The following is a 23,561-nucleotide window of genomic DNA, read 5'->3' as shown; positions in this document are numbered from 1 at the left end:
GGCCCGGCCCCCGATCACAAGCCCGTCAGGGCCGGTGCGGAAGCCCCGTGCCGATCATCGAGTCGCGCGTGACCAGCGCGGCAAGCTGCGCCTCGTCCATGCCCTCGGTGCCCTCGGGTCGGGCGGGCAGCACGACGTAGCGCATGTCGGCGGTGCTGTCGTGGACGCGCACGGTGACATGATCGGGCAACTCGAGGCCGAATTCGCGCAGCACCGTGCGCGGCTCACGCACGGCGCGGCTTCGATAGGCGCGGGTCTTGTACCAGTCGGGCGGCAGGCCGAGCAGGTTGCGTGGATAGCATGAGCAGAGCGTGCAGACGATGAGGTTGTGCGTGTCGGCGGTGTTCTCCACCGCGATCAGGTTGAGCGGCCCGATGTCAAAGCCCATCTCGCGGCTCGCCTCCGAGGCATTCTCCAGCAACCGCGCCTTGAACGCCGGATCGGTCCATGCCCGCGCGACCACCGCCGCGCCATTGGCGGGGCTGCGGGCATCCATCGCCTCGATCTGTGCCGCGATCTCGGCGGGGGTCAGGTGGCCCTTTTCAACCAGCAACTCGCGCACCGCGATCTCCATCCGCTGCCAATAGGTGAGCGGCGTGTCATTGTCGGCGCGATAGGGGTGGCCCGAGGGGCTCATGCCCTCGTGGTGGAAATGATCGTGATGGTCATGGGGCATGGGTATCCACCTTTTCCAGCCAGTGGCCGTAGATCTCGGCATCGAGCGTGTCGTCGGGGTTCTCGGCCCCCTCGCCCCATATCTCGGCCATGCGAAAGCGCACGCGGTAGAGCGGTTTCGTATCGGCCTTGAGGCCGTAGGCCAGTTGCTCGGGGTTGGCGAAATGGCCCAGGGGGCGCTCGATCACCCCCTCCTTGCCGCGCAGGTACCACGGCGCACGCACATGGCCCGGCGGCGTGAGCGCCTTGACGCGTACCCGCTCAACCATCCGACTGCGCCTCGCCATAGGTGGACCCGCGCGCCGCGATCTCCTGCATCCGCTCGCCCAGTTCCTCCAGAGTGTAGGCCCCGCCCTCGACGAGGTTCTGGTTCACGGCGGCGATCCAGCGTTCGTAGTAGCTCATGCTCTCGAACGCGTCCTCGCCCATGTCCTCGAGCGCACGGCGCAGGCCATCGACTGTAAACAGCCCCTTCTGCCCGCACAGCACCATCAGCGCATCCACGCGCTTTTCCCAAAGCGCGAAATCATGGCCATCCATCGGCACAGGCCCTGCGTCCTGCCCGCCCATGTCGTGCCAGCGTCGTCCCGTCGTATCGCTCATGGTGAGAAGACTAGGCAGCACCGCCCGTCCTGTCCAGACCATCAACGCCCTCTTGACCAATGCCCGCGACCTGCTACCAAGACGCGCGGTCAGGTCGGGCCTGTAGCTCAATTGGTTAGAGCAGGGCGCTCATAACGCCTTGGTTGGGGGTTCGAGTCCCTCCGGGCCTACCATTCCGGTCCTTGTCGTGGCTGCGGGAGCCCGGCGGCGATGACCATGCGGATCGCGGCGGTTTCTCAGCGATAGGTGCGTTGCTCGATCGGGGTCGCCTCGATCCGGGCGCACAGGCCTGCGAGCAGGGCCTGTTCGGCGCGGTTGAGCACCGCCTGCGGGTTCCACACAACGTGCACATCGACGGCCGCTGTCTGGTCGTAGGGCGGCAATTGCCACAGCAGACCGTCGCGCACGTCGCGCGCGGCCACGTGCAGTGGCAGGGGGCCGATCCCGAGCCCCGCGACGATCATGCGCCGCACTTCCTCCAGATGGCTCGACGTGGCGATGATCTGGTCGCCCAGTTCGGCCTGTGCGCGCATCAGCGTCACCGGCTTGAGCGCATCCTGCAGCCGGTCGGTTTCGAAGCTGACGGCACTCTGCCCCGTCAGATCGGCGCGCGTGAGGTTGCTCCGACCGAAAAGCGGGTGCGGCGGACCGCAAAAGAGGCCGAAGAACTCGCGGTAGAGGCGCAGGTATTCCAGCCTCGGGTTGCGCTTGTGCACGAGGCAGATCGCGAAGGAGGAGGCGCGCGCAGAGACCGTCTCGATCGCCTGTGCCGAGGAATGCACCTCGATCGACAGCGTTGCGCGCGGGTTCTCGGCGTGGAATTCGGCCAGCACCTGGTCAAAAAGCGGGCAAATCACGTGAGAGGCCAGCGAGACGCGCACATGGCCGGTAACCTCGTCGGTCATGTCGCGCATCAGCGTCGAAAGCCGCAGGATCGCCCCCTGGATATCGAGCGCTTCGCGATAGAGCGTCTCGCCTGCCTCGGTCAGCTCGAACCGCCCCGGCGCGCGGTGAATGAGCCGTTTCTCGACGCGGTTTTCCAACCTTTTCAATGCAGTGGACACCGACGGCTGGGTCAGGCGCAACCGGTTCGCCGCATCGGTGACAGAGCGTGATTGCGCCAGAACGACGAAGGTACGCAAGAGGTTCCAATCCATCTCGCGCATGATGCGTTCGGGGCTGTCGCGGCCCTCCATAGTTTTCATCTATTGTCACAATTCTTATTATCTATTTGATTAATGATTGGCCGGTTTGCACCCTCGACGCAAGCCCGCAATGGACGGGCGGCGCATGAAGGGGAGACGCATGTCGGTCGAAGCCCGCGAGGCGAGACAGCCGTGGATATTGCTTTCGCCCGCCCTGGGGGCGGTGCTGTTCCTGCTGATTATCCCGCTGATGTTCATCGTGGTCTATTCCTTCTGGCTGCGCTCGGCGATGGGCGCGGATACGGTGGGGTTCTACCTCGACAACTGGCAAAAGGCGCTCTCGGACCGGTTCTATCGCGAAATCCTGCTCAACACGCTCAAGATCGCGGCAATCACCACGGTGATCTGCGGGCTGATGGGCTATCCGGCGGCCTATTTCATCGCGCGTTCACGCGGCAACAAGATGACCCTGCTGCTGCTTCTGATGCTGCCCTTCTGGATCAGCTACATCATTCGCACGATGAGCTGGATCAACATCCTCGGAACCTCGGGCGCGCTCAACACCCTGCTGATGACGCTCGGGATCATCAACGAGCCGATGCAGATGCTTTATAACGAGGCGACGGTGATCCTCGGCCTCGTGCATTTCCTGCTGCCCTTCATGGTGCTCAATGTCTATGTGAGCCTGGAGGGCATCGACACCAATCTGGAGGATGCCGCCAATTCCCTAGGGGCGACCCGGTGGGAGGCATTTACCCAAGTCACCCTGCCACTGTCGCTGCCCGGCCTCGCCGCCGGGGGTTTGCTGTGCTTCGTGCTGGGCGCGGGCACCTACATCACGCCGGTGATCCTTGGCGGACCGACGGATGCGATGTTCGCCAACCTCGTGTACGAGGCGATCATCACGCAGCTCAACTGGCCGCTCGGCTCTGCGCTGTCGCTCTTGCTGCTCGCTGTGCTGGGCGTGCTGGTGGCGATCTACAACCGCTATCTCGGCATGGCGCAACTGGCGAAGGGGCTGGGCTGATGGGCTGGCAGGCGATTCGCGTCTGGACCGTTCTGGTCTATGGTTTCATGTTCCTGCCGGTGGCGGTGGTGGTGCTTCTGTCCTTCAACGCCAATCAGTTCGGTAGCTTCCCGATGACCGGCATGTCGCTGCGCTGGTTCGAGGCGCTGTGGAACAACGATGCGGTGATGCGCGCCTTTCGCACCTCGATCGTGCTGGGGCTGATGACGGCGGTGATCTCGACCACCCTCGGCATACTCGCGAGCCTCGCGCTGGTGCGCTACAACGTGCCCGGGCGCAACACGATCACCACGCTGCTCATCGCTCCCATCCTGGTGCCCGAGGTGGTGCTGGCCGTGGCGCTCCTGCTGTTTCTAAACTGGCTCGGCCTCGGCAAGAGCTTTGCGCTGCTACTCGCCGGGCACGTGATCTTTACCCTGCCATTCGTGATCCTCGTGGTGCAGGCGCGGCTGGTCAGCATCAAGCGCGATGTGGAGGAAGCGGCGCTCAGCCTCGGGGCAAGTCCGGTGCAGACGTTTTTTTCGGTCACCCTGCCGCTCATGCTGCCCGCCGTGGCCGCAGGCGCGCTCTTCGCCTTCACCATCAGTTTCGACGACATCACCGGCACGCTGTTCTGGAAGCCCGGCGGCGTGGAGACGGTGCCGACGCAGATCTTCTCTATGCTACGCAATTCGATCAGCCCGGAAATCAACGCGCTCGGCACGGTGATGATCGTGATGACCGTGGGCCTGCCGCTGCTCGGTGCGGCGGTGGCCCGCAAACTCGCCATGAAAGGCGGCAACTAAGAACCGCCCCAACCCTCGACAAGGAGATATGACAATGGACAATACCAAGAGATATGAACGACTTCTCGAACGCTACCGCAACGGTGACCTGGACCGGCGCAATTTTCTGGGCCTGATCGGCGCGGCGGGGCTTGCCTATGGGGTGCAGACGCCATTCGCCAAGTTCGCCCACGCGCAGGAGGTGCAACAGGTCCGATTCGACGGATGGGGCGGTGTCGTCTCCGAGGCGTTCCGCGAACATGCGTTCGAGCCTTATACCAAGGCGACCGGCATCGAGGTCGTGGACGGCACCTTTGCGGGCAGCGACGAGTATCTCGCGCAGGTCCGGTCCAGCCAGGAGGGCACGTACAACATCGCGCACCTCTCGGGCGTGTTCGACTATGCCCGCTACGTGAATTTCGGGCTAACCGTAAAGCTGAACCTCGACAATATCCCCAACATGTCGCTGGTGATGGACGCGCTGACCAACGCGTTCCGGGGGGTTACGCCGGATTACCTCTCGGCGGTGCCTTATGATTACGGCACCACGGGTCTGGCCTATAACCGCAAGTATATCTCCGACGAGGAGATGAAGGAAAAAGGTGCCAGCATCCTCATCGACGAGGCCTACAAGGGCAAGATCGGCGGCTGGGGCGAATGGCGCACGCGGATCTGGTATGGCGCGCTCCAGACCGGCCAGGACCCCAACAATATCGAGGATATGGAGGCCGTCTGGGACGCGATCCGCAGCCACCGCGATCTGGCCCTGAAATACTGGTCGTCGGGGGCGGAACTGATGAGCCTGCTGGCGGAGGAGGAAATCTACGTCACCGAAGGCTGGTCGGGCCGTATCGCGGCCTTGCAACAGGAAGGCCACGACATCGGCTATTACGATGCGCCGGGCAGCTTTGCGTGGCAGGAATGCCTGCACGTTCTCAAGGGCAGCCCGGTCGAGGCCTGCGAGGAGTTGTTGAACTTCATGCTCGCACCCGAGACCTCCATCGCCGTGGCTGAGGGGCAGAACTATCCCCCCGCACTCGACGGGACCAAGGTCGATCTGGGCGACAAGATCCCGACCCTGCCGGCCTATGATCCGACCGGCACGCTGGCCTCGCTCACCTTTGCCGATCCGAATTACTGGAACGGCAACGAGGCGGAATGGTCCGAGACCTTCAGCCGCGTGCAGCGCGGGTATTAAGCCAACGCCGCGCCCCATACCGGGGCGCGGCTCATCCCCTGACAGGAGCCCCCGATGAGCGCCGTCACCCTGCAAGACATCGTCAAGCGTTTCGGCACCTTCACCGCCGTGCATCGCACCACGCTGGAAATCCCCGAAGGCGCTTTCCTGACGCTGCTCGGCCCGTCGGGCTGTGGCAAGACGACCAACCTGCGCATGATCGCCGGGCTGCTCGACCCGACCGAGGGCGAGATCCTGATCGGCGGCAAACGCGTCAACGACGTGCCGATTCACAAGCGCAATCTCGGCCTCGTCTTTCAGAACTACGCGCTGTTCCCACACAAGACCGTGGCCGAGAATGTGGCCTTTGGCCTCAAGTATCGTGACGTGCCCAAGGCGGACATTCCGGCCAAGGTGCAGGCGGCGCTGGAACTGGTGCAATTGCCCAATGTCGGCGACCGCTACCCCAAGGAACTCTCTGGCGGCCAGCAGCAGCGCATCGCGCTGGCCCGCGCCATCGTGATCGAGCCGGATGTGCTCTTGCTCGACGAGCCGCTCTCGGCGCTCGACGCCAACCTGCGCGAGGATATGCGCGTGGAGTTGAAGCGCATCCAGGAGCGCATCGGCGTGACCACCGTTTTCGTCACCCATGACCAGTCCGAGGCGCTCGCCATGTCGGACCTGATCGTGGTCATGTCCGAGGGGCGCGTGGAGCAGGTGGGCAAACCCGAAGAGGTGTATAACACCCCCGCCTCGGAATTCGTCGCCAACTTCCTCGGCGCATCCAATATCATGGCGGCGAAATGCACCGATCACGGCGCCGCCGTCATGCTCGAAGAGCCCACTTTCGGCCGCGTGCAGGTGCCCGCCGCCAAGGCCCCCAACCTCAAGGGCACGGGCGCGGCCAAGCTCGTGGTGCGCGCTGAAAAGCTGCTTCTGGCCCGCGACCCGGCGCCCGAGGGCGTTGTCTCGGTCCCTGCCACCGTGGAAACCGTGGATTACCAGGGTCAGGCGGTGCGCTACTTCGTGCGTGCGGGCGAGACGCAACTGCAAGCCATCAACTTGATCGACGAACACCCCTTCGCCGCGGGCGATTCGGTCCACCTGCACCTGCGCCCGCAGGATTGCGCGGCGCTGCCGGGATAAGAGAATGAACGTGAAACTTTCTCACCTTTTCTACCAGGGGCGCGAGCGCAAGCCGGTGCTCGATCAGGCGCGCGGCGTCTACATGTGGGACGTGGACGGCAAGCGCTATCTGGACGGATCGTCGGGCGCGATGGTCTGCAATATCGGCCATTCCAACGAGAACGTGCTCGAAGCGATGCGCCGCCAGATGGAAAAATCCACCTTCGGCTACCGCCTGCATTTCGAGACCGAGGCGTCGGAGAAACTCGCCGCCAAGACCGCCGCCCTGTGCCCGGACGGCATGAACCGGGTGTTCTTCGTCTCGGGCGGGTCCGAGGCGGTGGAATCGGCCCTGAAACTCGCCCGGCAATACGCGCTCGCCACCGGCGAAGGCAGCCGCTGGAAGATCATCAGCCGCGCGCCGTCGTATCACGGCTGCACGCTTGGTGCGCTCGCCATCACCTCTTATGCGCCGCTCACCGAGCCCTTCACGCCGCTGATGCAGGCAATGCCGAAGGTGCCCGCGCCCCGCGCCTACCTCGACGGGCTGGACCCCGAGGACGAGGCGACGGGCCACCATTATGCCGACATGCTGGAGGCGAAGATACTGGAGGAAGGCCCCGAGAGTGTGCTGGCCTTCGTAGTGGAGCCCATCGGTGGCGCCTCGACCGGGGCGCTGGTGCCGCCCAAGGGCTACATGGAGCGGGTGCAGGAGATTTGCCGCCGATATGGCGTGCTGCTGATCCTCGACGAGGTGATGACCGGGGCGGGGCGTACCGGCAAGTTTCTCGCCTCCGAGCATTGGAATCTGGAGCCGGACATCATCGTCATGTCCAAGGGCTTTGCCGCCGGTTACGTGCCGCTTGGCGCGATGGTCGCACACGAGCGGCTGGTCGAGGCGGTGCTGGATGCGGGCGGATTTTTGCACGGCTTTACCTATGCTGGTAACCCGCTGGCCTGCGCCGCCGGTCTGGCCGTGATCGACGAGATCGAGCGGCAGGATCTGGTGGGCAACGCGGCGCGCATGGGGGTCAAGCTCAAGGAGCGGCTGGAGGGCCTGATGCAGCGCTATGCCATCATCGGCGACGTGCGCGGCAAGGGGCTGCTGACGGCGTTCGAATTCATGGCCGACCGGGGCAGCAAGGCACCACTGCCGAAGCACCTTCAGGCCTTCAACCGGTTCGTGCAGATCGCCTATGACAAGGGGCTGATCGTCTATTCGCGGCGTACCCGCGACGGGGTGGAGGGCGACCATATTATCGTCGCCCCGCCGATGATCGCGACCGAGACGCATCTCGACGAGATCACCGAGATGCTGGATGCGTCGCTGTCGGAGTTCACCGAGGAGATCCGCCCGGCGCTGGAGCGGGCGGTGTAATGCGCGAAATCATCATCACCTGCGCGCTCACCGGCTCGATCCACACGCCGTCGATGTCGCCGCATCTGCCGATAACCGCCGATGACATCGCAACGGCGGGTGTAGAGGCGGCGGAGGCGGGCGCGGCGATCCTGCACCTGCACGCGCGCGACCCCGCAACGGGCCAACCCTCTGCCGATCCGGAGCATTTTCGTGCCTTCCTGCCGCGCCTGAAACAGGGCTGCGACGCGGTGCTCAACCTCTCCACCGGGGGCAGCGCGGTGATGAGCCTCGACGAACGCCTCGCCGCGCCCAAGGAGGCCGCGCCGGAAATGGCCTCGCTCAACATGGGAACGATGAACTTCGCCCTCTACCCGATGGCCGAGCGCATCACCGACTGGCGGCATGACTGGGAAAAGCCGTTCCTCGAAGGCTCCGATGACCTTGTGTTCAAGAACACCCCACGCGACATCGCCCGCATCCTGACGGAGCTGGGGCAAGAGCGCGGCGCACGATTCGAGTTCGAATGCTATGACCTTGGCCATCTTTACATGCTGCGCCATTTCGCGGATCGAGGCCTGATCGAGGCGCCGTTCTTCATCCAGTTCGTGTTTGGTGTACTGGGCGGCATGGGGCCGGACCCGGAGAACCTCACGCACATGGTGCGCATCGCGGACAAGCTGTTCGGCGATGACTACATGTTCTCGGTGCTGGCCGCAGGGCGACACCAGATGCCGATGGCAGCGCAGGCGGCTGCGATGGGCGGGCATGTGCGCGTGGGGCTGGAGGACAGCCTGACGATTGCGCGCGGCACGCTGGCGCGGTCGAACGCCGAACAGGTCGCCAAGGTGCGCGGCATCGTCGAAGCAATGGGGCGCGAGGTGGTGGATGCCGACGGCGCGCGCCGCCTGCTTGCACTCAAGGGCGCGGACCGGACCGCGATCTAGGTCATGATGACGGAGTTTCGCACGGTCACGACGGAGGCGGACGTGGTTCTTCTGGACCGCGCCCTGCGTGCGCTGAGCCATGACCTGGGGGACACGCACGAGGCCGGGCTCGACGCCTTGCGCGCGGCACTGACCGGCACTACTCCGGCGGCTTACGGGCTTCTGGCCTGGGATGGTGACGTGGTCGGAGCGGCGCTCTACAGCCCGGTCTTTTCCACGGCGCGGGGGGCGGCGGGGGTCTATGTCTCGGACCTGTGGGTCGATGGCGCGACGCGCGGACAGGGGGTCGGGCAGAGTGTTCTGGCCGAGATCGCGCGGCGGGCCGGGAAGCTGTGGCAGGCCGAATGGATGACGCTGGCAGTCTACGGCCACAGTACCGCCGCGCGCCGGTTCTACGAGCGTCTGGGCTTTGCACCGCAGGAGAGCGTGACACAGATGCGCCTGTCACAGGCAGGGTTTGAAAGACTGAAGGGAGAGGGCAGATGAAGGCCATTTTCGACGACCGCCAGTGGAAGCATGACCCCAAGCATTTCATGGCCAATGGCGTCATCCAGCCCAGCCCCGAACAGCCCGAGCGCATCGCGAGGCTGACGCATGGTGCGCGCGCTGCGGGCTGCGACCTCATTGCGCCTCGTGAGGCCGGGCTTGGCCCGGTTGCCGCGGTGCATACGCCAGAGTATGTCACCTTCCTGCACAACATTCACACCCGCTGGCAGCGGATCGACGGCGGCGGGCCAGAGGTGATCCCCAATATCCACCCCGCCACGCGCACCGATGGCTACCCCAAATCCGCCGTGGGGCAGGCAGGCTATCACCAGGCCGATACGGCCTGCCCCATCGGCGCAGGCACATGGGAGGCCGCCTATTGGTCGGCACAGGTGGCCGTGACCGGGGCCGATCTGCTGGAGCAGGGCGCGCGCGCCGCCTATGCCCTCTGCCGCCCGCCGGGGCACCATGCCTTCGCCGATCTGGCGGGGGGGTTCTGTTTTCTGAACAACGCCGCCATCGCCGCCGAACGGTTGCGTATGGCCGGCCTGCGCCCCGCCATTCTCGACGTCGATGTGCATCACGGCAATGGCACGCAGGGCATCTTCTACGACCGCGACGATGTGCTGACCATCTCGATCCATGCCGATCCCGAACGCTTTTACCCGTTCTTTTGGGGCCATGCGCAGGAACGCGGAGAGGGCCGCGGCACCGGCTACAACCTCAACCTGCCGCTGCCACGCAAGACCAGCGACGACGACTACCTAAAGACCCTCGACAGGGCCCTCGAACGCATCACCAATTTCGGTGCCGATGCCGTGGTCGTGGCACTTGGCCTCGACGCCTACGAGGGCGATCCGTTCCAGGGGCTTGCCATCACCACCCCCGGCTTCACCCGCATCGGCGCCGCCATAGCAGAGCTGGGGCTGCCCACGCTCTTCGTGCAGGAGGGCGGCTATCTCTGCGAGGAGCTGGGCCAGAACCTCACCGCCACCCTCACCGGGTTCGAGGGGGCGCAGGCATGACCGATATCCTCGTCATCGGCGGCGGCATCGCAGGTATCAGCGCGGCGGCCGAATGCGCCCGCGCGGGGGCCAGCGTCACCGTGCTGGAGAGCGAACCGCAGATCGGCTATCACGCGACGGGTCGCTCGGCGGCGATCTTCATCCGCAATTACGGCAACGCCACGCTGAGGGCCTTGAACGCCGTGGCAGAGCCGATTTTCGAGCAACCCGGCGAGATCAGCGACAAGCCGATCCTCAGCCCGCGCGGCGAGCTGATGGTCGCCTCCGAAGAAGAACTGCCGGTGCTCGACGCTTATCTCGATGGCGCGGTGGGGGTGGAGCGGCTAACCGGCAAGGAGGCAGCCGAGATCGTCCCCATCCTGCGCCCCGAGCGAATCGCGGGCGCGATGATCGAGCGCAACGCGCGCGGGATCGACGTAGACCTGCTGTTGCAAGGCTATGCGCGGATGCTACGCGCCCGCGGCGGGCGGATCGTCACCGGTGCGGCTGTGCAGGCGCTGCGCCATGAGGCCGGGCAATGGCGAGTAGAGACGGCAAAGGGCACCTTCACCGCGCCCACCATCGTCAACGCGGCTGGCGCATGGGCAGACGAGATTGCCGCGATGGCCGGTCTGCCGCGCCTCGGCCTGCAACCCTATCGCCGCTCCGCCGCAATCATTCCGGCCCCCGAGGGCCACGACACCGAGCATTGGCCGATCTTCGGCTCTATCGCCGAGACATGGTATGCCAAACCCGAAGCAGGCAAGCTGATGGTCTCCCCCGCCGACGAGGACCCCGTGGACCCACATGACGCCTGGCCAGAGGACATGGTGCTCGCCGAGGGGCTGCACCGGTTCGAGCAGGCGGTGACGCACGAGGTCACGCGGCTGGAACATAGCTGGGCGGGGCTGCGCACCTTTGCCCCCGACCGCACGCCGGTGGCAGGCTTCGATCCACGCACACATGGCTTTTTCTGGCTGGCTGGTCAGGGTGGCTATGGCGTTCAGACCGCGCCCGCGCTATCGCGATTGAGCGCGGCACGGTTGACCGGTCGTACACCGGAAATCGACGCGGCCACCCGCGCCGCGCTCGCGCCCGACCGCCTCATCTGATCCAACCGAAAGGCACATTCCATGAGCGACATCACCCGCCACGACACCGGCCAACGCATGAGCCAGATCGTCACCCATAACGGCACCATCTACCTAGCCGGGCAGGTCGGCAACCCGGGTGACAGCGTCGCCGACCAGACCCGCACCTGCCTCGAGAAGGTCGAGACACTTCTGGCCGAGGCCGGATCGGACGCCACGCGCATCCTGCAATGCGTGATCTGGCTCGCCGACATGGCCGATTTCGCAGAGATGAACGCGGTTTGGGATGCCTGGGTGCCGGAGGGCCACGCCCCTGCCCGCGCCTGTGGAGAGGCAAAGCTCGCCACGCCCGCGTACAAGGTGGAACTGATCGTTACCGCCGCGCAGGGATGAGCCCCCTGCCCCGTGCGATTGGTCGCGCGGGGCCACGCCTCAGCCGGTGCGCCCGGTGATGTAGTTCTCCGTCCGCTCATCCTGCGGGTTGGTAAAGATCATGTCGGTATCGCCATATTCCACCAGGTTGCCGAGGTGGAAGAACGCGGTCTTCTGGCTGATACGCGCCGCCTGCTGCATCGAGTGAGTGACGATCACCACGGAAAACTGCTTCTTTAGCCCGTCGATCAGGTCCTCGATCAGGGCGGTCGCGATCGGGTCGAGCGCCGAGCACGGCTCGTCCATCAGCAGGACCTCGGGTTGCGTGGCCACGGCGCGCGCGATGCAGAGCCGCTGCTGCTGGCCGCCCGATAGCCCGGTACCGGGGGTGTCGAGCCGGTCCTTGACCTCATCCCAGAGCCCCGCGCCGCGCAGGGCGGTTTCCACCACCTCGTCAAGCTCGGCCTTGTTGCGGGTCATGCCGTGGATCTTGGGGCCGTAGGCCACGTTGTCATAGATCGACTTGGGGAACGGGTTGGGCTTCTGAAACACCATCCCCACCTTGGCGCGCAACTGCACCGGGTCGACGGAGGGCGCATAGATGTCCTGCCCGTCGATCCTGATCTCGCCCTCCACGCGGCAGATGTCGATCGTGTCGTTCATGCGGTTGATGCAGCGCAGGAAGGTGGATTTGCCGCAGCCCGAGGGGCCGATGAACGAGGTCACGGTCTTGTCCGCGATATCCACGTTGACATCCTTTATGGCGTGCGTGTCGCCATAATAGACCTGCACGTCTCTCGCGGATATCTTGGTTTCGGCCTGGTCCACGTCGTGCTCCGGTTTTGTCACGTCATACATCTTTTCTCGGTCCTTTCTACCATTTCCGCTCGAATTTATGGCGCAGGAAGATGGCGATGGCGTTCATCGTGATGAGGAAGGTCAGCAAGACCAGGATCGCGGCCGAGGTGCGGCTGACGAAGCCCCGTTCCGGGCTGTCGGCCCAGATGAAAATCTGAGTGGGCAGGGCGGTGGCGCTGTCGAAAGGCGTCGAGGGTGCCGAGGTGATGAAGGCATTCATTCCGATCAGCAAGAGCGGCGCGGTTTCGCCCAGCGCCTGTGCCAGCCCGATGATCGTGCCGGTCAGGATGCCCGGCATGGCGAGCGGCAGCACATGGCCGAACACCACCTGTTGCTTGGACGCCCCCACGCCCAGCGCCGCCTCGCGGATCGAGGGGGGCACGGCCTTGAGTGCTGCGCGGGTGGCGATGATGATCGTCGGCAGGGTCATCAGCGCCAGCGTCAGCCCGCCCACGAAGGGCACCGAGCGCGGCATCCCGAACCAGCCGATGAACACCGCGAGACCCAGCAGGCCGAATACCACCGACGGCACCGCAGCGAGGTTGTTGATGTTGATCTCGATGAGATCCGAGACGCGATTCTTGGGTGCGAACTCCTCTAGATAGATCGCCGCGCCAATGCCCACGGGGAAGGCGAGCAGGAAACACACCAGCAGCGCGTAGGCCGAGCCGATGATCGCGCCCTTGAGCCCCGCCAGTTCCGGAAAGCGCGAATCGGCGTTGGTGATCAGTCCCCAGTTTAATGGCTCGGAGACCACCTCCGCCTCGGCGAGCCGATTGAAATTTGCAATCTCGTCATCCTTGAGGCGGCGGTTCTCCTCGGGGGTGTCGGGGTCGATCAGCCCCTTGTTGAGCTGATCATAGGGATCCGAGAGCGGGACGGTCACGCTCACCGTCTCGCCGATCAGGCCGGGATCGGCGACAACCATGTCGCGGATCATGAACTGCGCGCCGTTGGACAGGATGCTCGTCAGCTTGCGCAACTCGGCGCGATCATCGGGGACATCGGGGAATAGCGACTGCATCGTGTTCGTCAGGATCTGGCGGTAATTGCCGCGTTCGGGCGCGTCCGCGCGGATTAGGTCGGGATCAAGCTCCACCTCGATTTTCAGATGGGTCTGGGTGAAGGCGTGATACCCGGTCGATATCAACGAGCCGATCAGCAGAAGCAGCATCGCGAAGGCGATCGAGATCGCCCCCAGCCCGAGGGATTTGAGCCACAATTCGCTGCGCTTGCGCTTGCGCAGACCGGCCTGGAAGGCGGGGGCCGTCCAGTCGAACTTGTCCGTGGTCGCGTCGGTCATGGCCATGGGTCCTAGTCGTAGATTTCACGGTATTTGCGCACGATGCGCAGGGCGGCGACGTTGATCACCAGCGTCATCAGGAACAGCACCATACCGAGCGCAAAGGCCGCGAGGGTCTTGGGGCTGTCGAACGCGGTGTCGCCGATCAGCAGGGTCACGATCTGCACGGTGACGGTGGTCACGCTGTCAAGCGGGTTGATCGTCATCTTGGCGATGAGACCGGCGGCCATCACGACGATCATCGTCTCGCCGATGGCGCGGCTCACCGCCAGCAGGATGCCCCCCACGATGCCCGGGATCGCCGCGGGAAAGAGCACCTTGAGAACGGTCTCGGCCGAGGTGGCGCCGACTGCGAGCGATCCGTCGCGCAGGCTGCGCGGCACCGCGCCCAGCGCGTCGTCGGCAAAGGACGAGATGAACGGGATCAGCATGATGCCCATGACACTGCCCGCCGCCAGCGCGGTGTTGGGCGCGATGGGCAGGCCCAGATCGCTACCAAAAGAGCGAATCGCGGGGGCAATTACGAGAATGGCGAAAAAGCCGTAGACCACCGTCGGCACGCCGGCGAGAATCTCGAGCACCGGTTTGACCACCGAACGCACCCGGTGCGAGGCGAATTCATGCAGGTAGATGGCCGACAGGAGGCCGATGGGCGTGGCCACCACCATGGCGACCGTGGCGATGACGAGCGTGCCGAGAAACACCGGCAACATGCCAAAGGCGCCTTCTGCCGCGATCTGGTCCTCGCGCAGCGGGATCTGCGGCTCCCACGATGTGCCGAGCACGAAATCCCAAAAGGGGACCATGTTGAAGAAACGGATCGTCTCGAACAGGAGCGACGCGACGATGCCGATGGTCACGAAAATCGCCACCGTGGCGCAGGCCACCATCAGGCCATGCACCATGCCCTCGGTGCCCTGCCGCGCCCGGAAACCGGCGGACACGCGGCGACGTGCGCGGTAGAGAAGCAGCGCCGCCAGCGCCGCGGTGACGGCGACCAGAAGCATCCCCGAGGTCGCGCGCAGCGACACGAGACGCTCGGCGGCGTCGAGCTTCCATTGCTCGGGCTCACCGAAGATGCGGCCGCCCGCGATGGAGCGGATCTCGGCCATGATCAACTGAATTTCGCCGGTTCCGAGGCCATCGAGCTGCCCCGAGGGCAGCCCCCCCTTGAGCAGCATCTCGATCACCGTTCCCTGGAACAGCAGCCACAGCACGATGAGAAAGAAGGTCGGGATGAGAACCGACAGTGCGGCATATCCGCCGTGGAACCCGTCGAGCGAATGCATCGCTGTGCCGCCGGCGCGGAGGGTGCGCGCCGCGCGCAGATTGAGAACGTATCCGATCACCACGGCGACGAACAGGATCAGAAAGGCGATGAGCGTCATGGGAATGCCTGCCGTTTCAAGTAATGACGCCCCCGCCACTGCGAGAGGGGGCGTCGGGAAGGCGCGGCGTACCGTGCCCGGTCGGGACTATAGCCGTATCAGCTCTTGGGTTCCATGGAGGCACCGTTGATGACGTCGTCCTGGGTCTTGGCGCGCAGATCGTCGGGCAGGGTGACCATGCCGCGCTCCTCGAGATAGCCGCCGGGGGCCATCGCGTCCTCGGACATGTACTCCTCGACGAACTCCTGGAAGTTCGGGATCACGCCACGATGCGCGTTCTTGACGTAGAAGAACAGCGGGCGCGAGATCGGGTAGGAGAAGTCGCCGATGGTGTCGGCGGTGGGCTGGACGCCGGCGATGTTCACGCCCTTGAGCTTGTCCATGTTCTCGAACAGGAACGAGTAGCCGAAGATGCCCAGCGCGTTCGGGTCCGAATCGAGGCGCTGCACGATCAGGTTGTCGTTCTCGCCAGCTTCGATGAAGGGGCCGTCGGTACGCATGCGCGAGCAGTTTTCCTTGACCCATTTCTTGTCGAAGTCGCCATTCGCGACGTAATCGGTCTCCTTGCAGCCCTCGCGCATCGCCAGTTCGACGAAGGCGTCGCGGGTGCCCGAGGTCGGCGGCGGTCCGAGCACGAGGATCTCGGTGTCGGGCAGGTCGGCGTTGATTTCCGACCACTTGGTGTAGGGGTTGGCGACCCACTCGCCATCGACCGGAACCTCGGCGCCCAGCGCAAGGTAGACTTCCTCGAGCGACAGGTCCCATGCAAAATCGTTGTCGCGCGACACGGCCATCGACAGGCCGTCATAGCCGATCATCGCCTCGGTGACGTCGGTCACGCCGTTCTCGACGCACTTGGCCCATTCCGAGGCCTTCATCGCGCGCGAGGCGCCGGTCAGGTCGGGATGGCTTTCGCCGATGCCTTCGCAGAATATCTGCATCCCGCCGCCGGTGCCGGTGGATTCCACGATCGGCGACGGCGCGCCGGTGGTGTTGGCGAATTGCTCGGCCACGGCCTGCGTGTAGGGGAACACGGTGGACGAACCGACGATGCTGATCTGGTCGCGCGCGGCGGCCGTGGTCGCGGACATGGCGGCGAGCGCCAGGGCCGAGACGGAAAGTTTGGTGTAGGACATGATAGCTCCTGCTGTCAGGTTTAGGTTTGGACAACCACGCGTCGGATAGGCGTCTCGGGTGACATCAGTGCTACGCTTTTGTAACATTTACATGAAGCACGGCATCTACCGCGACTTCTTTACGCGACGTGTGAAGTTGCTTCTCCGAGGTCAAGCGCCAACCCATGGACGACGGTGCTATCTTGAGTCGCCGAACGCGGGCCATGACACACGGAGTCGCGGAGCGCATCAACCCCGGATATGCCTCGGATCGTGAGGAGGTAATGCCCTGTTACCGGTGCCTAGAGCGTGTCGCGTTCATTCGCATTCACGCAACCGCTCCAACTCATTGATTTCGCGTGTCCGAGAAGCTCAAAACCGGTTCCCACTTTTGAGCGACACGCTCTAGCGCCTACCCTCGCGCAGCCACCCGGCGGTGATAAACCCGGCGGCCAGCAACAGCACCAGCCACGGCGGCAGGAGCGCCGTCTGCCGCACGCTCACCGTCTCGTAGGCCCCGCGGGGGGTGATCCCGATCCAGCCGCGCCCGGCGGCGGGGCGGCCTGCGCGCACCTCGCGGATCGCCGGCAACCCGTCCTTGAGCGCGCGCACGCCGCCGCCCGTGGGAGCGATGGCGGGCTCGAACACACCACCGGTGGCCAGCGTTCGCTCGAATTCCACCGGGGCCGCCGGGCCGAGGCCGATTACCGCCGTCTCGTCACCGTTCTCCAGCCGGTAGAGCCCGATCTCGGGCCCCTCGTAGACCGTCTCGAACCGGCCCGGGGCAACCTCTTCGAGCGAGCGGATCACCTCGTCGCCCGAGGGGGTCGTAATGGTCACGTCGGGCACCGATTCGGAGAGCGTGCGGCGGGTGATCCGCATCGTCTGCCCGGTCGCCTCGGCGCGCAGCGCCTCTTCCTCGAGCTCGGGCTCCTTCATCATCCAGTGCGCCAGCCGCCGCAGCAGGTCGAGCTGCGGCCCGCCACCCTCGTAGCCGCGCCCCCACAGCCAGGCGTGATCCGAAGCCAAGAGCGCCACGCGTCCCTCGCCCACCCGGTCGAGCACCAGCAACGGGCGCTCATCCGCGCCGGTCATCACCACCTCGCCATCCGCGTCGGGCTCCACCTCGATCTGGCGCATCCAGCGACCCCAGTCGCCCTCCCAAGCCGCATCGAGCCCCGCTGTCACCGGGTGCCGTTGCCCCAGCTCGTTGATCCGCGGGCGATAGCCCTCCTCGACTACGCGCGCGGTGGGGCGCGCAGGGACCATTTCCTCGAACGGGCCGCGATAGATGCTCTCGGCCCCGGCGAAATCCGGCCCGGCGGCGAGCAACACCGCGCCGCCACGCTCGACATACTGGCGGATGTTCTCGAGATAGATCGAAGGCAGGATGCCGCGCCGCCGGTAACGGTCGAAGATGATGAGGTCGAACTCGTCCACCTTCTCGAGAAACAGCTCGCGGGTGGGAAAGGCGATGAGCGACAGCTCGCGCACCGGCACGCCGTCCTGTTTCTCGGGCGGGCGCAGGATCGTGAAATGCACGAGGTCCACGGAGCTGTCGGATTTGAGCAGGTTGCGCCATGTCCGCGTGCCCGCGTGCGGCTGCCCCGAGACGAGCAGAACGCTCAACCGGTCGCGCACCCCGTTGATCTGCACCAGCGCGGTGTTGTTGCGGTCGGTCAGCTCACCCTCGGCGGCGGGTGTGGAGAATTGCAGCACGTTGCGCCCGCCATGCGGCAGGGTGAGCGGCAGCGCCACCTCGCGCCCCAGCGGGACTTCGTAGCGCTGCGGCGCCGCGCCGTCGACGGCGATATCCACGGGGACGGTGGTCACGCCCTCGGGGGCAGCGCCCTCGTCGGTGATCGTGAGGGTCAGGCGCACCTCCTCGCCGAGGATGGCGAAAGCCGGAGCATTGTCGATGCGCAGCCGCCGGTCCCAGTCGTCCTCGCGGCCCGTGTGCAAGAGATGCAACGGTGCAGGCATGTCGGGGGCGGCCTCGATATCGTGCACCTGCCCGTCCGACAGCAGAATCGCCCCGGCGATCCGCCCGCGGGGCAGCTCTGCCAGCGCCTCGGAGAGTGCGCCCATCACCAGCGAGCCGCGGTTGTCAGGCGCGTCGCCGACGGTGACACGGCGCAGCTCGGTATTGTCGCGCGCCTCGATCCGGGCGGCCAGCGCCTCGGTGGCGGCGGCGGTGGTTTCCGCGCGGTCCGCGAGCCGCTGGCTGGCGCTGCGGTCATCGACCAGCAGGACGATATCGCTGAGCGGATTTCGCTCCTCCTGACGGTAGGAGGGGCCCGAGAGCGCGGCGACCAGCACCAGCGCGGCCAGCGCCCGCAATGCCCAGCCCGCCAGCCCGCGCCGCGCCGCGAGCACCAGCCCCGCCGCCGTCACAACCGCCAGCGCGGCAACGAGCCACAGCGGCACGAGCGGGTCAAAGATCACCGTGCCGGTCATTGTCCCAGCCTTTCCAGCAGCGCGGGCACGTGCACCTGGTCGGATTTGTAATTGCCGGTGAGCACATGCATCACGAGGTTGACGCCGAAGCGGTAAGCCATCTCGCGCTGCCGTTCGCCGGTATAGCCGCGGCCTACGGGAAAGAGCGGATCGCCCCGCTCGCTCACGGCCCAGGCCGAAGCCCAGTCATTGCCGCCGATCACCACCGGCGTCACCCCGTCGTTGAGATCGCGGAACGGCATCCCCTCGGCCCGTTCGGCATCGGGCGGCGCGGCCTCGACCCAGACGTCGCGGCCCCTGTGACGGCCGGGAAAATCGCTCAGCAGGTAGAAGGTGCGGGTGAGCACGTGATCCTCGGGCACCGGCTCCAGCGGCGGGATGTCGAGCGGGGCGGCCAGCCGTTGCAGCCGGGCACCGTTGGGCGAGGACGCGCCATAGCCCGCGATATCGGCATCGCGCGTATCAAAAAGGATCAACCCGCCCTTGCGCAGGTAATCGTTGAGCCGGGCATAGGCCTCGGGCGACGGCAGCGGCTGATCCGGGGTGACGGGCCAGTAGATCATCGGGTAGAAGGCAAGCTCGTCGCGTTCCAGATCGACGCCGATGGGGGCCGCAGGCTCGACCGAGGTGCGGAAGGTGAGTACGCGCCCAAGCCCCCGCAGACCGGCGCGCGCGGCGTCATCCACCTGCGGATCACCGGTGAGAACGTGGGCGAGCACCACCTCGGACGTGGCCTCGATCGCGCGCGCGTCGTCGCTGGCCTGTGCATGCGCCAGACCGGGTGACACAGCGGCAAGCGCGAGCGCGGCCAGGACGGACGCCACCGCCCCGCCGCGCCAGAGCCGCCCCGAGAGCGCCAACGCCGCAAGGATATCGGCCACCATCAGCGCCAGCGCCGCCGACAGGAGCCAGCCGCCCAGCGGCGTCTCGGGCGCGAGCGCCAGCCCCTCGACGGGCACGCGGGCGGGCCATTCCGCCGCCGCGATCTGCGTCTCGGGCCCGATCACGTTGCGCGCCACGCGCCGCTCGGGTCCCTCGTAGATGCCGGGCACAAGGTCGGGGCCGAGGGCTGCGTCAAGCAGACGCTCGCCCGCCACGCCGGGCCGCGTGCCCGCGTCCTGCAAGCGCCCGAACCCGTCGAGCACCTGCACCGGCTGCCATATCGTCCCGGCAAGCTCTGCCGGTGACGGTGCCGCCCGGGTCGAGGACACCGCGAGCCGGTCGAGCATCTGCACGAACAGCCCCGACAGCGGCAGCGACGACCACGCGGTGTTGGCCGTAACGTGAAACAGCACCACCTGCCCCGCACCGAGCCGCTTGCGCGTGACCAGCGGCGTACCGTCGCCCAGTTGGGCGATCACGCGGTCGGCAAGGGTGGGATCGGGTTGCGCCAGCACCTGTGCGGTCACGTTGACGTCCTCGGGGATGTCGAGGCCGCGGAACGGGCTGTTCTGGGGGAAGGGGGCCAGTGTCTTGGGCGCGCCCCAACTCATCGCGCCGCCCACGGTGCGCCCGCCGGCGCGCAGGCGCACCGGCATGAGCGGGGCCTCCTCGCTGCGCGACACGTCGCTCGCCGCGAGCCGTGGCCCGGCGAAGCGCACCAGCACGCCGCCCGCCTCGACCCATTCGCCCAGCGCGGTCTGTTCCGCTGACGAGAGCGTTGCCACGTCGGCCAGCACCACGGCGTCGGGGTTGGCAGGCATGAGATCGAGCAGTGCACCCTCGAGGAGGTCGGCATTGGGGGCGAGCGCCTTGCGCAGGTAATAAAGTGGCGACAGAAGCTCGAGCCCCTCGCGGTCCTCGCGGCCCGCGACCAGCGCAACTTCGCGCCGCCGCAGCCCATCATCAGCGAGGCTGACGGCGCCGGCGTGGCGCGCGCCCTCGATCTCGAACCGGTCGATCCGCGCGCGCAGCTCGGGCGGTAGCGAGAGGCGGCCAGTGGCCTCGGTGGCCCCGGGCGCAAATTCCAGAGGCAGGCGCGCCAGCACCCGCTCGGCGCCGCCCGGGTCGCGGCCATGCGCGGCGATCTCAACGTCGCGCGCGCCCTCCGCCCCCGCGCGCAAGGCACGCAGGGCCACCATCCCGTCCTCTAGGCCCGGCGGGGCAAGCGCCAGCACAGGGCGCGCGCTTTCGTGCACCACCACCGGGCCGCGCGCCTCGAGCGCAGCGAGCAGGTCCTCGCGCCCGTCGCGGTCCAGCCCGTCGGAAAACCAGCGCGTCTCTACCGCGCCCTCAGGCAGCAGCGCCGCTGCCTCGGCATAGCTCTCGGGCCGTGCGCTCCACGGGGCGGGCGCGAGCCCCGGCAGGCGGCTGCGCAGGTCGGCAGCGGCGCGGAACACGGGGCGCTCGGGCGCGCTCAACCGCATCAACGCGGCGGTGCGCCCGTCACGCGCGGCCTGTGCAAGCTGCGCCTCGATGGCGGCGCGTTGTGCCGGCCAATCGCGTGCGGCGGCCCATCCGTCTTCGACCACGATCAGCAGCGGCGCGGTGCTTGCCGTACCGTCGACATCGCGAGGATTGAGCACCGGACCCGCCAGCCCGACGATGGCCGCCGCCACTGTCAGCATCCGCAGAAGCAACAGCCACCACGGCGTGCGGTCGCTCACGCTGTCCTCGTCGCGCAACCCCAAGAGTAGCGCCACACCGGGGAAGCGCCGCCGCACCGGCGCGGGCGGCACCGCGCGCAGGATGAGCCACAGCACCGGCAGCGCCACCAGCGCCCACAGGAGCCACGGCGTCGTGAACCCGATGGACAACAGGCTCATGCGCGCCCTCCCCGTCCCTCGGCGATGGCACGGTGCAGCCACAAGAGCGCTGCCTGCGCGGGGCCGTCAGTGTGGTGGCAGCCGTATTGCCAGCCGGTCGCCGACGCCAGCGACGACAACTCGTCCTTGCGCGCGGCGAGCCGCTCGAGATAGCGCGCGCGCAGATCAGATGCCTTGAGCGTCTCGTGGGTGAGCGTGCCGGCGACGCTCTCGAAAATGGTGCGCCCGCGATAGGGAAACGCCTCTTCCACAGGGTCGAGCACCTGCAGGAGCACGCCGCGCACGCCGCGATCCGCCGCCGCGGTCAGCGCGTGGCGCACCGGCCCCGGGTCACCAAGGAAATCCGAGACCAGCAGCGCGCGCCCATACGGCACGAGGCCGGACATGTCGGGCGCTGCGTGATCCTCGCCGCTCTCGGCGATGAGCGCCTCGGCCAGTCGCGCGACCTGTGCCGCACCGCGCCGCGGCGGCAGCGCCGTGCCGGTCATTCCCACCCGCTCGCCAGCGCGATCAAGGAGCAGTGCCACCGCCAACGCCAGAAGCCGCGCGCGGTCGGCCTTCTCCGGCAGATCCTTGCGCGAGGCGAAGCGCATCGAGGCGGCAGGATCGACCCAGAGCATCACGCTTTGCGCCAGTTTCCATTCGCGCTGACGGACAAACTGGGCATCCGACCGTGCCGAGCGGCGCCAGTCGATCATGCGGCGGCTGTCGCCCGGCTGCACCGGGCGGTATTGCCAGAAATCGTCACCGGTGCCCGCCCGTCTGCGCCCGTGCTCGCCCATCATCACCGTGCGCGCCAGCCGGTCGGCGCGCGCCAGCAGCGGCGGCAGGCGCGCCGTTTCCGCTTCGGCGCAAGCGCGCAGGCTCGGGGCGGCATCGGCCATCTCAGGCGGCCGCCTCAACCCGGGTGATGTCTTCGATCAGCGTCGAGATCAGAGCGCCGAGGCTGTCGCCGCGTGCCCGTGCCGCGAAGTTGAGCGCCATGCGGTGGATCAGCACCGGCATCGCCATCGCAGCCACGTCGCTCGCATCCGGGGCGAGGCGGCCCTGCAACATCGCCCGCGCGCGCACCGTCAGCATCAGCGCCTGCGCGGCGCGCGGCCCCGGCCCCCAGGCGACGCTTTCGCGCACCGTCTCGGAGACGCCCGGCTCCTCTGGACGGGCGGCGCGCACGAGGTCTAGGATCATCTCCATCACGCTCTCGCCCACCGGCATCCGCCGTAGCATCCGCTGCGCGGCGATCAGGTCCGCGGGCGTAAACACGCCGTGCGCCTCTTCCTCGTCGGCCCCGGTGGTGGCCAGAAGGATCGCGCGCTCGGTGTCGCGATCAGGGTATGGCACCTCGATCTGCACGAGGAAGCGGTCGAGCTGCGCCTCGGGCAGCGGATAGGTGCCCTCCTGCTCGATCGGGTTCTGCGTGGCCAGCACGTGGAACGGAGGCGCGAGCGCGCGGGTCTCGCCCGCCACGGTCACCTGCCGCTCCTGCATCGCCTGCAACAGCGCCGATTGGGTGCGCGGACTGGCGCGGTTGATCTCGTCGGCCATGAGAAGCTGGCAGAAGATCGGCCCCTCGATGAACTTGAACGCGCGGCGACCGTCATTCGAGGTCTCGAGCACCTCGCTTCCGAGGATGTCGGCGGGCATCAGGTCGGGGGTGAACTGGACCCGGTTGGTCGCGAGCCCCATCACCGTGCCCAGCGTCTCCACCAGCCGCGTCTTGCCCAGCCCCGGCAGGCCGATCAAAAGCCCGTGCCCACCGCACAGGAGAGCCGAGAGCGACAGGTCGACGACGCGCTCCTGCCCGATGAAGCGCCGGGTGATCGAGGCCCGCGCGCGCGCCAGCTTGTCCTCCAGCGCCTCCAGCCCGGCAACGAGATCGGTCTCTTCGGTCATGGCAAAACT

At 66.7% G+C, this 23,561-nt stretch carries 22 protein-coding genes and 1 tRNA gene; 11 read left to right on the top strand and 12 right to left on the bottom strand.

Going from position 1 to position 23,561, the window contains the following annotated elements:
- Positions 1-25: 25 nt before the first annotated feature.
- The 3 genes from nthA to CRJ03_RS20445 are packed head-to-tail and all read right to left on the bottom strand — an operon-like array spanning position 26 to position 1,278.
- A complete protein-coding gene (nthA, locus tag CRJ03_RS07730; protein WP_104018313.1) occupies positions 26-676 on the bottom strand; it encodes a nitrile hydratase subunit alpha in 651 nt (216 codons plus the stop codon).
- Positions 666-944, bottom strand: coding sequence for an SH3-like domain-containing protein (locus CRJ03_RS20450; RefSeq protein WP_104018312.1), 279 nt, complete (start codon positions 942-944; stop codon positions 666-668). The genes nthA and CRJ03_RS20450 overlap by 11 nt, the downstream gene beginning before the upstream one ends.
- Positions 937-1,278: an SH3-like domain-containing protein gene (locus CRJ03_RS20445; protein ID WP_276308225.1), complete on the bottom strand. Its 342-nt coding sequence runs from the start codon at positions 1,276-1,278 to the stop codon at positions 937-939. Before CRJ03_RS20445 ends, CRJ03_RS20450 begins: the two co-directional genes overlap by 8 nt.
- A gap of 96 nt (positions 1,279-1,374) precedes the next feature.
- Here CRJ03_RS20445 and CRJ03_RS07715 point away from each other — a divergent pair.
- Positions 1,375-1,451 (top strand) — tRNA-Ile (locus CRJ03_RS07715).
- Positions 1,452-1,514: 63 nt separating this feature from the next.
- Here CRJ03_RS07715 and CRJ03_RS07710 read toward each other — a convergent pair.
- Positions 1,515-2,474 carry a LysR family transcriptional regulator gene (locus CRJ03_RS07710; protein WP_439126626.1) on the bottom strand — a complete coding sequence of 320 codons (960 nt, stop codon included), beginning with the start codon at positions 2,472-2,474 and terminating at the stop codon, positions 1,515-1,517.
- A 109-nt stretch (positions 2,475-2,583) separates the two neighbouring features.
- On the opposite strand from CRJ03_RS07710, the gene CRJ03_RS07705 reads away from it, so the two are divergent.
- The 10 genes from CRJ03_RS07705 to CRJ03_RS07660 are packed head-to-tail and all read left to right on the top strand — an operon-like array spanning position 2,584 to position 11,794.
- Complete coding sequence (locus tag CRJ03_RS07705) at positions 2,584-3,450, top strand: ABC transporter permease (RefSeq protein WP_104018310.1); 867 nt, start codon at positions 2,584-2,586, stop codon at positions 3,448-3,450.
- Positions 3,450-4,235, top strand: a complete 786-nt coding sequence (locus tag CRJ03_RS07700) for an ABC transporter permease (protein WP_104018309.1) — start codon at positions 3,450-3,452, stop codon at positions 4,233-4,235. The genes CRJ03_RS07705 and CRJ03_RS07700 overlap by 1 nt, the downstream gene beginning before the upstream one ends.
- Before the next feature lie 34 nt (positions 4,236-4,269).
- Positions 4,270-5,412, top strand: coding sequence for an ABC transporter substrate-binding protein (locus tag CRJ03_RS07695; RefSeq protein WP_104018308.1), 1,143 nt, complete (start codon positions 4,270-4,272; stop codon positions 5,410-5,412).
- 54 nt (positions 5,413-5,466) lie between these two features.
- The gene (locus tag CRJ03_RS07690; protein WP_104018307.1) at positions 5,467-6,537 is read left to right on the top strand and encodes an ABC transporter ATP-binding protein; all 1,071 of its coding nucleotides are present in this window, start codon (positions 5,467-5,469) and stop codon (positions 6,535-6,537) included.
- A gap of 4 nt (positions 6,538-6,541) precedes the next feature.
- Entirely contained in the window at positions 6,542-7,894 is a 1,353-nt protein-coding gene (locus tag CRJ03_RS07685; protein WP_104018306.1) for an aminotransferase family protein, read from the top strand.
- On the top strand, positions 7,894-8,820 hold the full coding sequence (gene kce / locus CRJ03_RS07680; protein WP_104018305.1) for a 3,5-dioxohexanoate:acetyl-CoA acetone transferase: 927 nt from the start codon (positions 7,894-7,896) through the stop codon (positions 8,818-8,820). The genes CRJ03_RS07685 and kce overlap by 1 nt, the downstream gene beginning before the upstream one ends.
- Before the next feature lie 3 nt (positions 8,821-8,823).
- Positions 8,824-9,306: a GNAT family N-acetyltransferase gene (locus tag CRJ03_RS07675; RefSeq protein WP_240611600.1), complete on the top strand. Its 483-nt coding sequence runs from the start codon at positions 8,824-8,826 to the stop codon at positions 9,304-9,306.
- The gene (locus CRJ03_RS07670) at positions 9,303-10,331 is read left to right on the top strand and encodes a histone deacetylase family protein (protein WP_104018304.1); all 1,029 of its coding nucleotides are present in this window, start codon (positions 9,303-9,305) and stop codon (positions 10,329-10,331) included. Before CRJ03_RS07675 ends, CRJ03_RS07670 begins: the two co-directional genes overlap by 4 nt.
- Positions 10,328-11,422 (top strand): NAD(P)/FAD-dependent oxidoreductase, encoded by a 1,095-nt coding sequence (locus tag CRJ03_RS07665; RefSeq protein WP_104018303.1) that lies wholly within the window; start codon positions 10,328-10,330, stop codon positions 11,420-11,422. The genes CRJ03_RS07670 and CRJ03_RS07665 overlap by 4 nt, the downstream gene beginning before the upstream one ends.
- Before the next feature lie 21 nt (positions 11,423-11,443).
- The gene (locus CRJ03_RS07660) at positions 11,444-11,794 is read left to right on the top strand and encodes a RidA family protein (protein ID WP_104018302.1); all 351 of its coding nucleotides are present in this window, start codon (positions 11,444-11,446) and stop codon (positions 11,792-11,794) included.
- Between the two features lie 39 nt (positions 11,795-11,833).
- On the opposite strand, the gene pstB is transcribed toward CRJ03_RS07660, so the two are convergent.
- The 8 genes from pstB to CRJ03_RS07620 form a co-directional block, all read right to left on the bottom strand.
- Positions 11,834-12,631, bottom strand: coding sequence for a phosphate ABC transporter ATP-binding protein PstB (pstB, locus tag CRJ03_RS07655; RefSeq protein WP_104018301.1), 798 nt, complete (start codon positions 12,629-12,631; stop codon positions 11,834-11,836).
- Between the two features lie 16 nt (positions 12,632-12,647).
- Positions 12,648-13,934 carry a phosphate ABC transporter permease PstA gene (pstA, locus tag CRJ03_RS07650; RefSeq protein ID WP_206018330.1) on the bottom strand — a complete coding sequence of 429 codons (1,287 nt, stop codon included), beginning with the start codon at positions 13,932-13,934 and terminating at the stop codon, positions 12,648-12,650.
- A gap of 11 nt (positions 13,935-13,945) precedes the next feature.
- Positions 13,946-15,322: a phosphate ABC transporter permease subunit PstC gene (pstC, locus tag CRJ03_RS07645; RefSeq protein ID WP_104018299.1), complete on the bottom strand. Its 1,377-nt coding sequence runs from the start codon at positions 15,320-15,322 to the stop codon at positions 13,946-13,948.
- A gap of 98 nt (positions 15,323-15,420) precedes the next feature.
- A complete protein-coding gene (locus tag CRJ03_RS07640) occupies positions 15,421-16,458 on the bottom strand; it encodes a substrate-binding domain-containing protein (RefSeq protein WP_104018298.1) in 1,038 nt (345 codons plus the stop codon).
- Between the two features lie 384 nt (positions 16,459-16,842).
- Complete coding sequence (locus tag CRJ03_RS07635) at positions 16,843-18,894, bottom strand: glutamine amidotransferase (RefSeq protein WP_104018297.1); 2,052 nt, start codon at positions 18,892-18,894, stop codon at positions 16,843-16,845.
- A complete protein-coding gene (locus tag CRJ03_RS07630; protein WP_104018296.1) occupies positions 18,891-21,659 on the bottom strand; it encodes a DUF4159 domain-containing protein in 2,769 nt (922 codons plus the stop codon). Before CRJ03_RS07630 ends, CRJ03_RS07635 begins: the two co-directional genes overlap by 4 nt.
- Positions 21,656-22,543: a DUF58 domain-containing protein gene (locus tag CRJ03_RS07625; protein WP_104018295.1), complete on the bottom strand. Its 888-nt coding sequence runs from the start codon at positions 22,541-22,543 to the stop codon at positions 21,656-21,658. Before CRJ03_RS07625 ends, CRJ03_RS07630 begins: the two co-directional genes overlap by 4 nt.
- A 1-nt stretch (position 22,544) precedes the next feature.
- A complete protein-coding gene (locus CRJ03_RS07620; RefSeq protein WP_104018294.1) occupies positions 22,545-23,552 on the bottom strand; it encodes an AAA family ATPase in 1,008 nt (335 codons plus the stop codon).
- Positions 23,553-23,561 lie beyond the last annotated feature (9 nt).

The organism is Roseovarius nitratireducens (assembly GCF_002925845.1).
Taxonomy (GTDB): Bacteria; Pseudomonadota; Alphaproteobacteria; order Rhodobacterales; family Rhodobacteraceae; genus Roseovarius; species Roseovarius nitratireducens.
The sequence above is the reverse complement of the archived record's forward strand: the minus strand, read 5'-3'. Positions and strand labels throughout refer to the sequence as shown.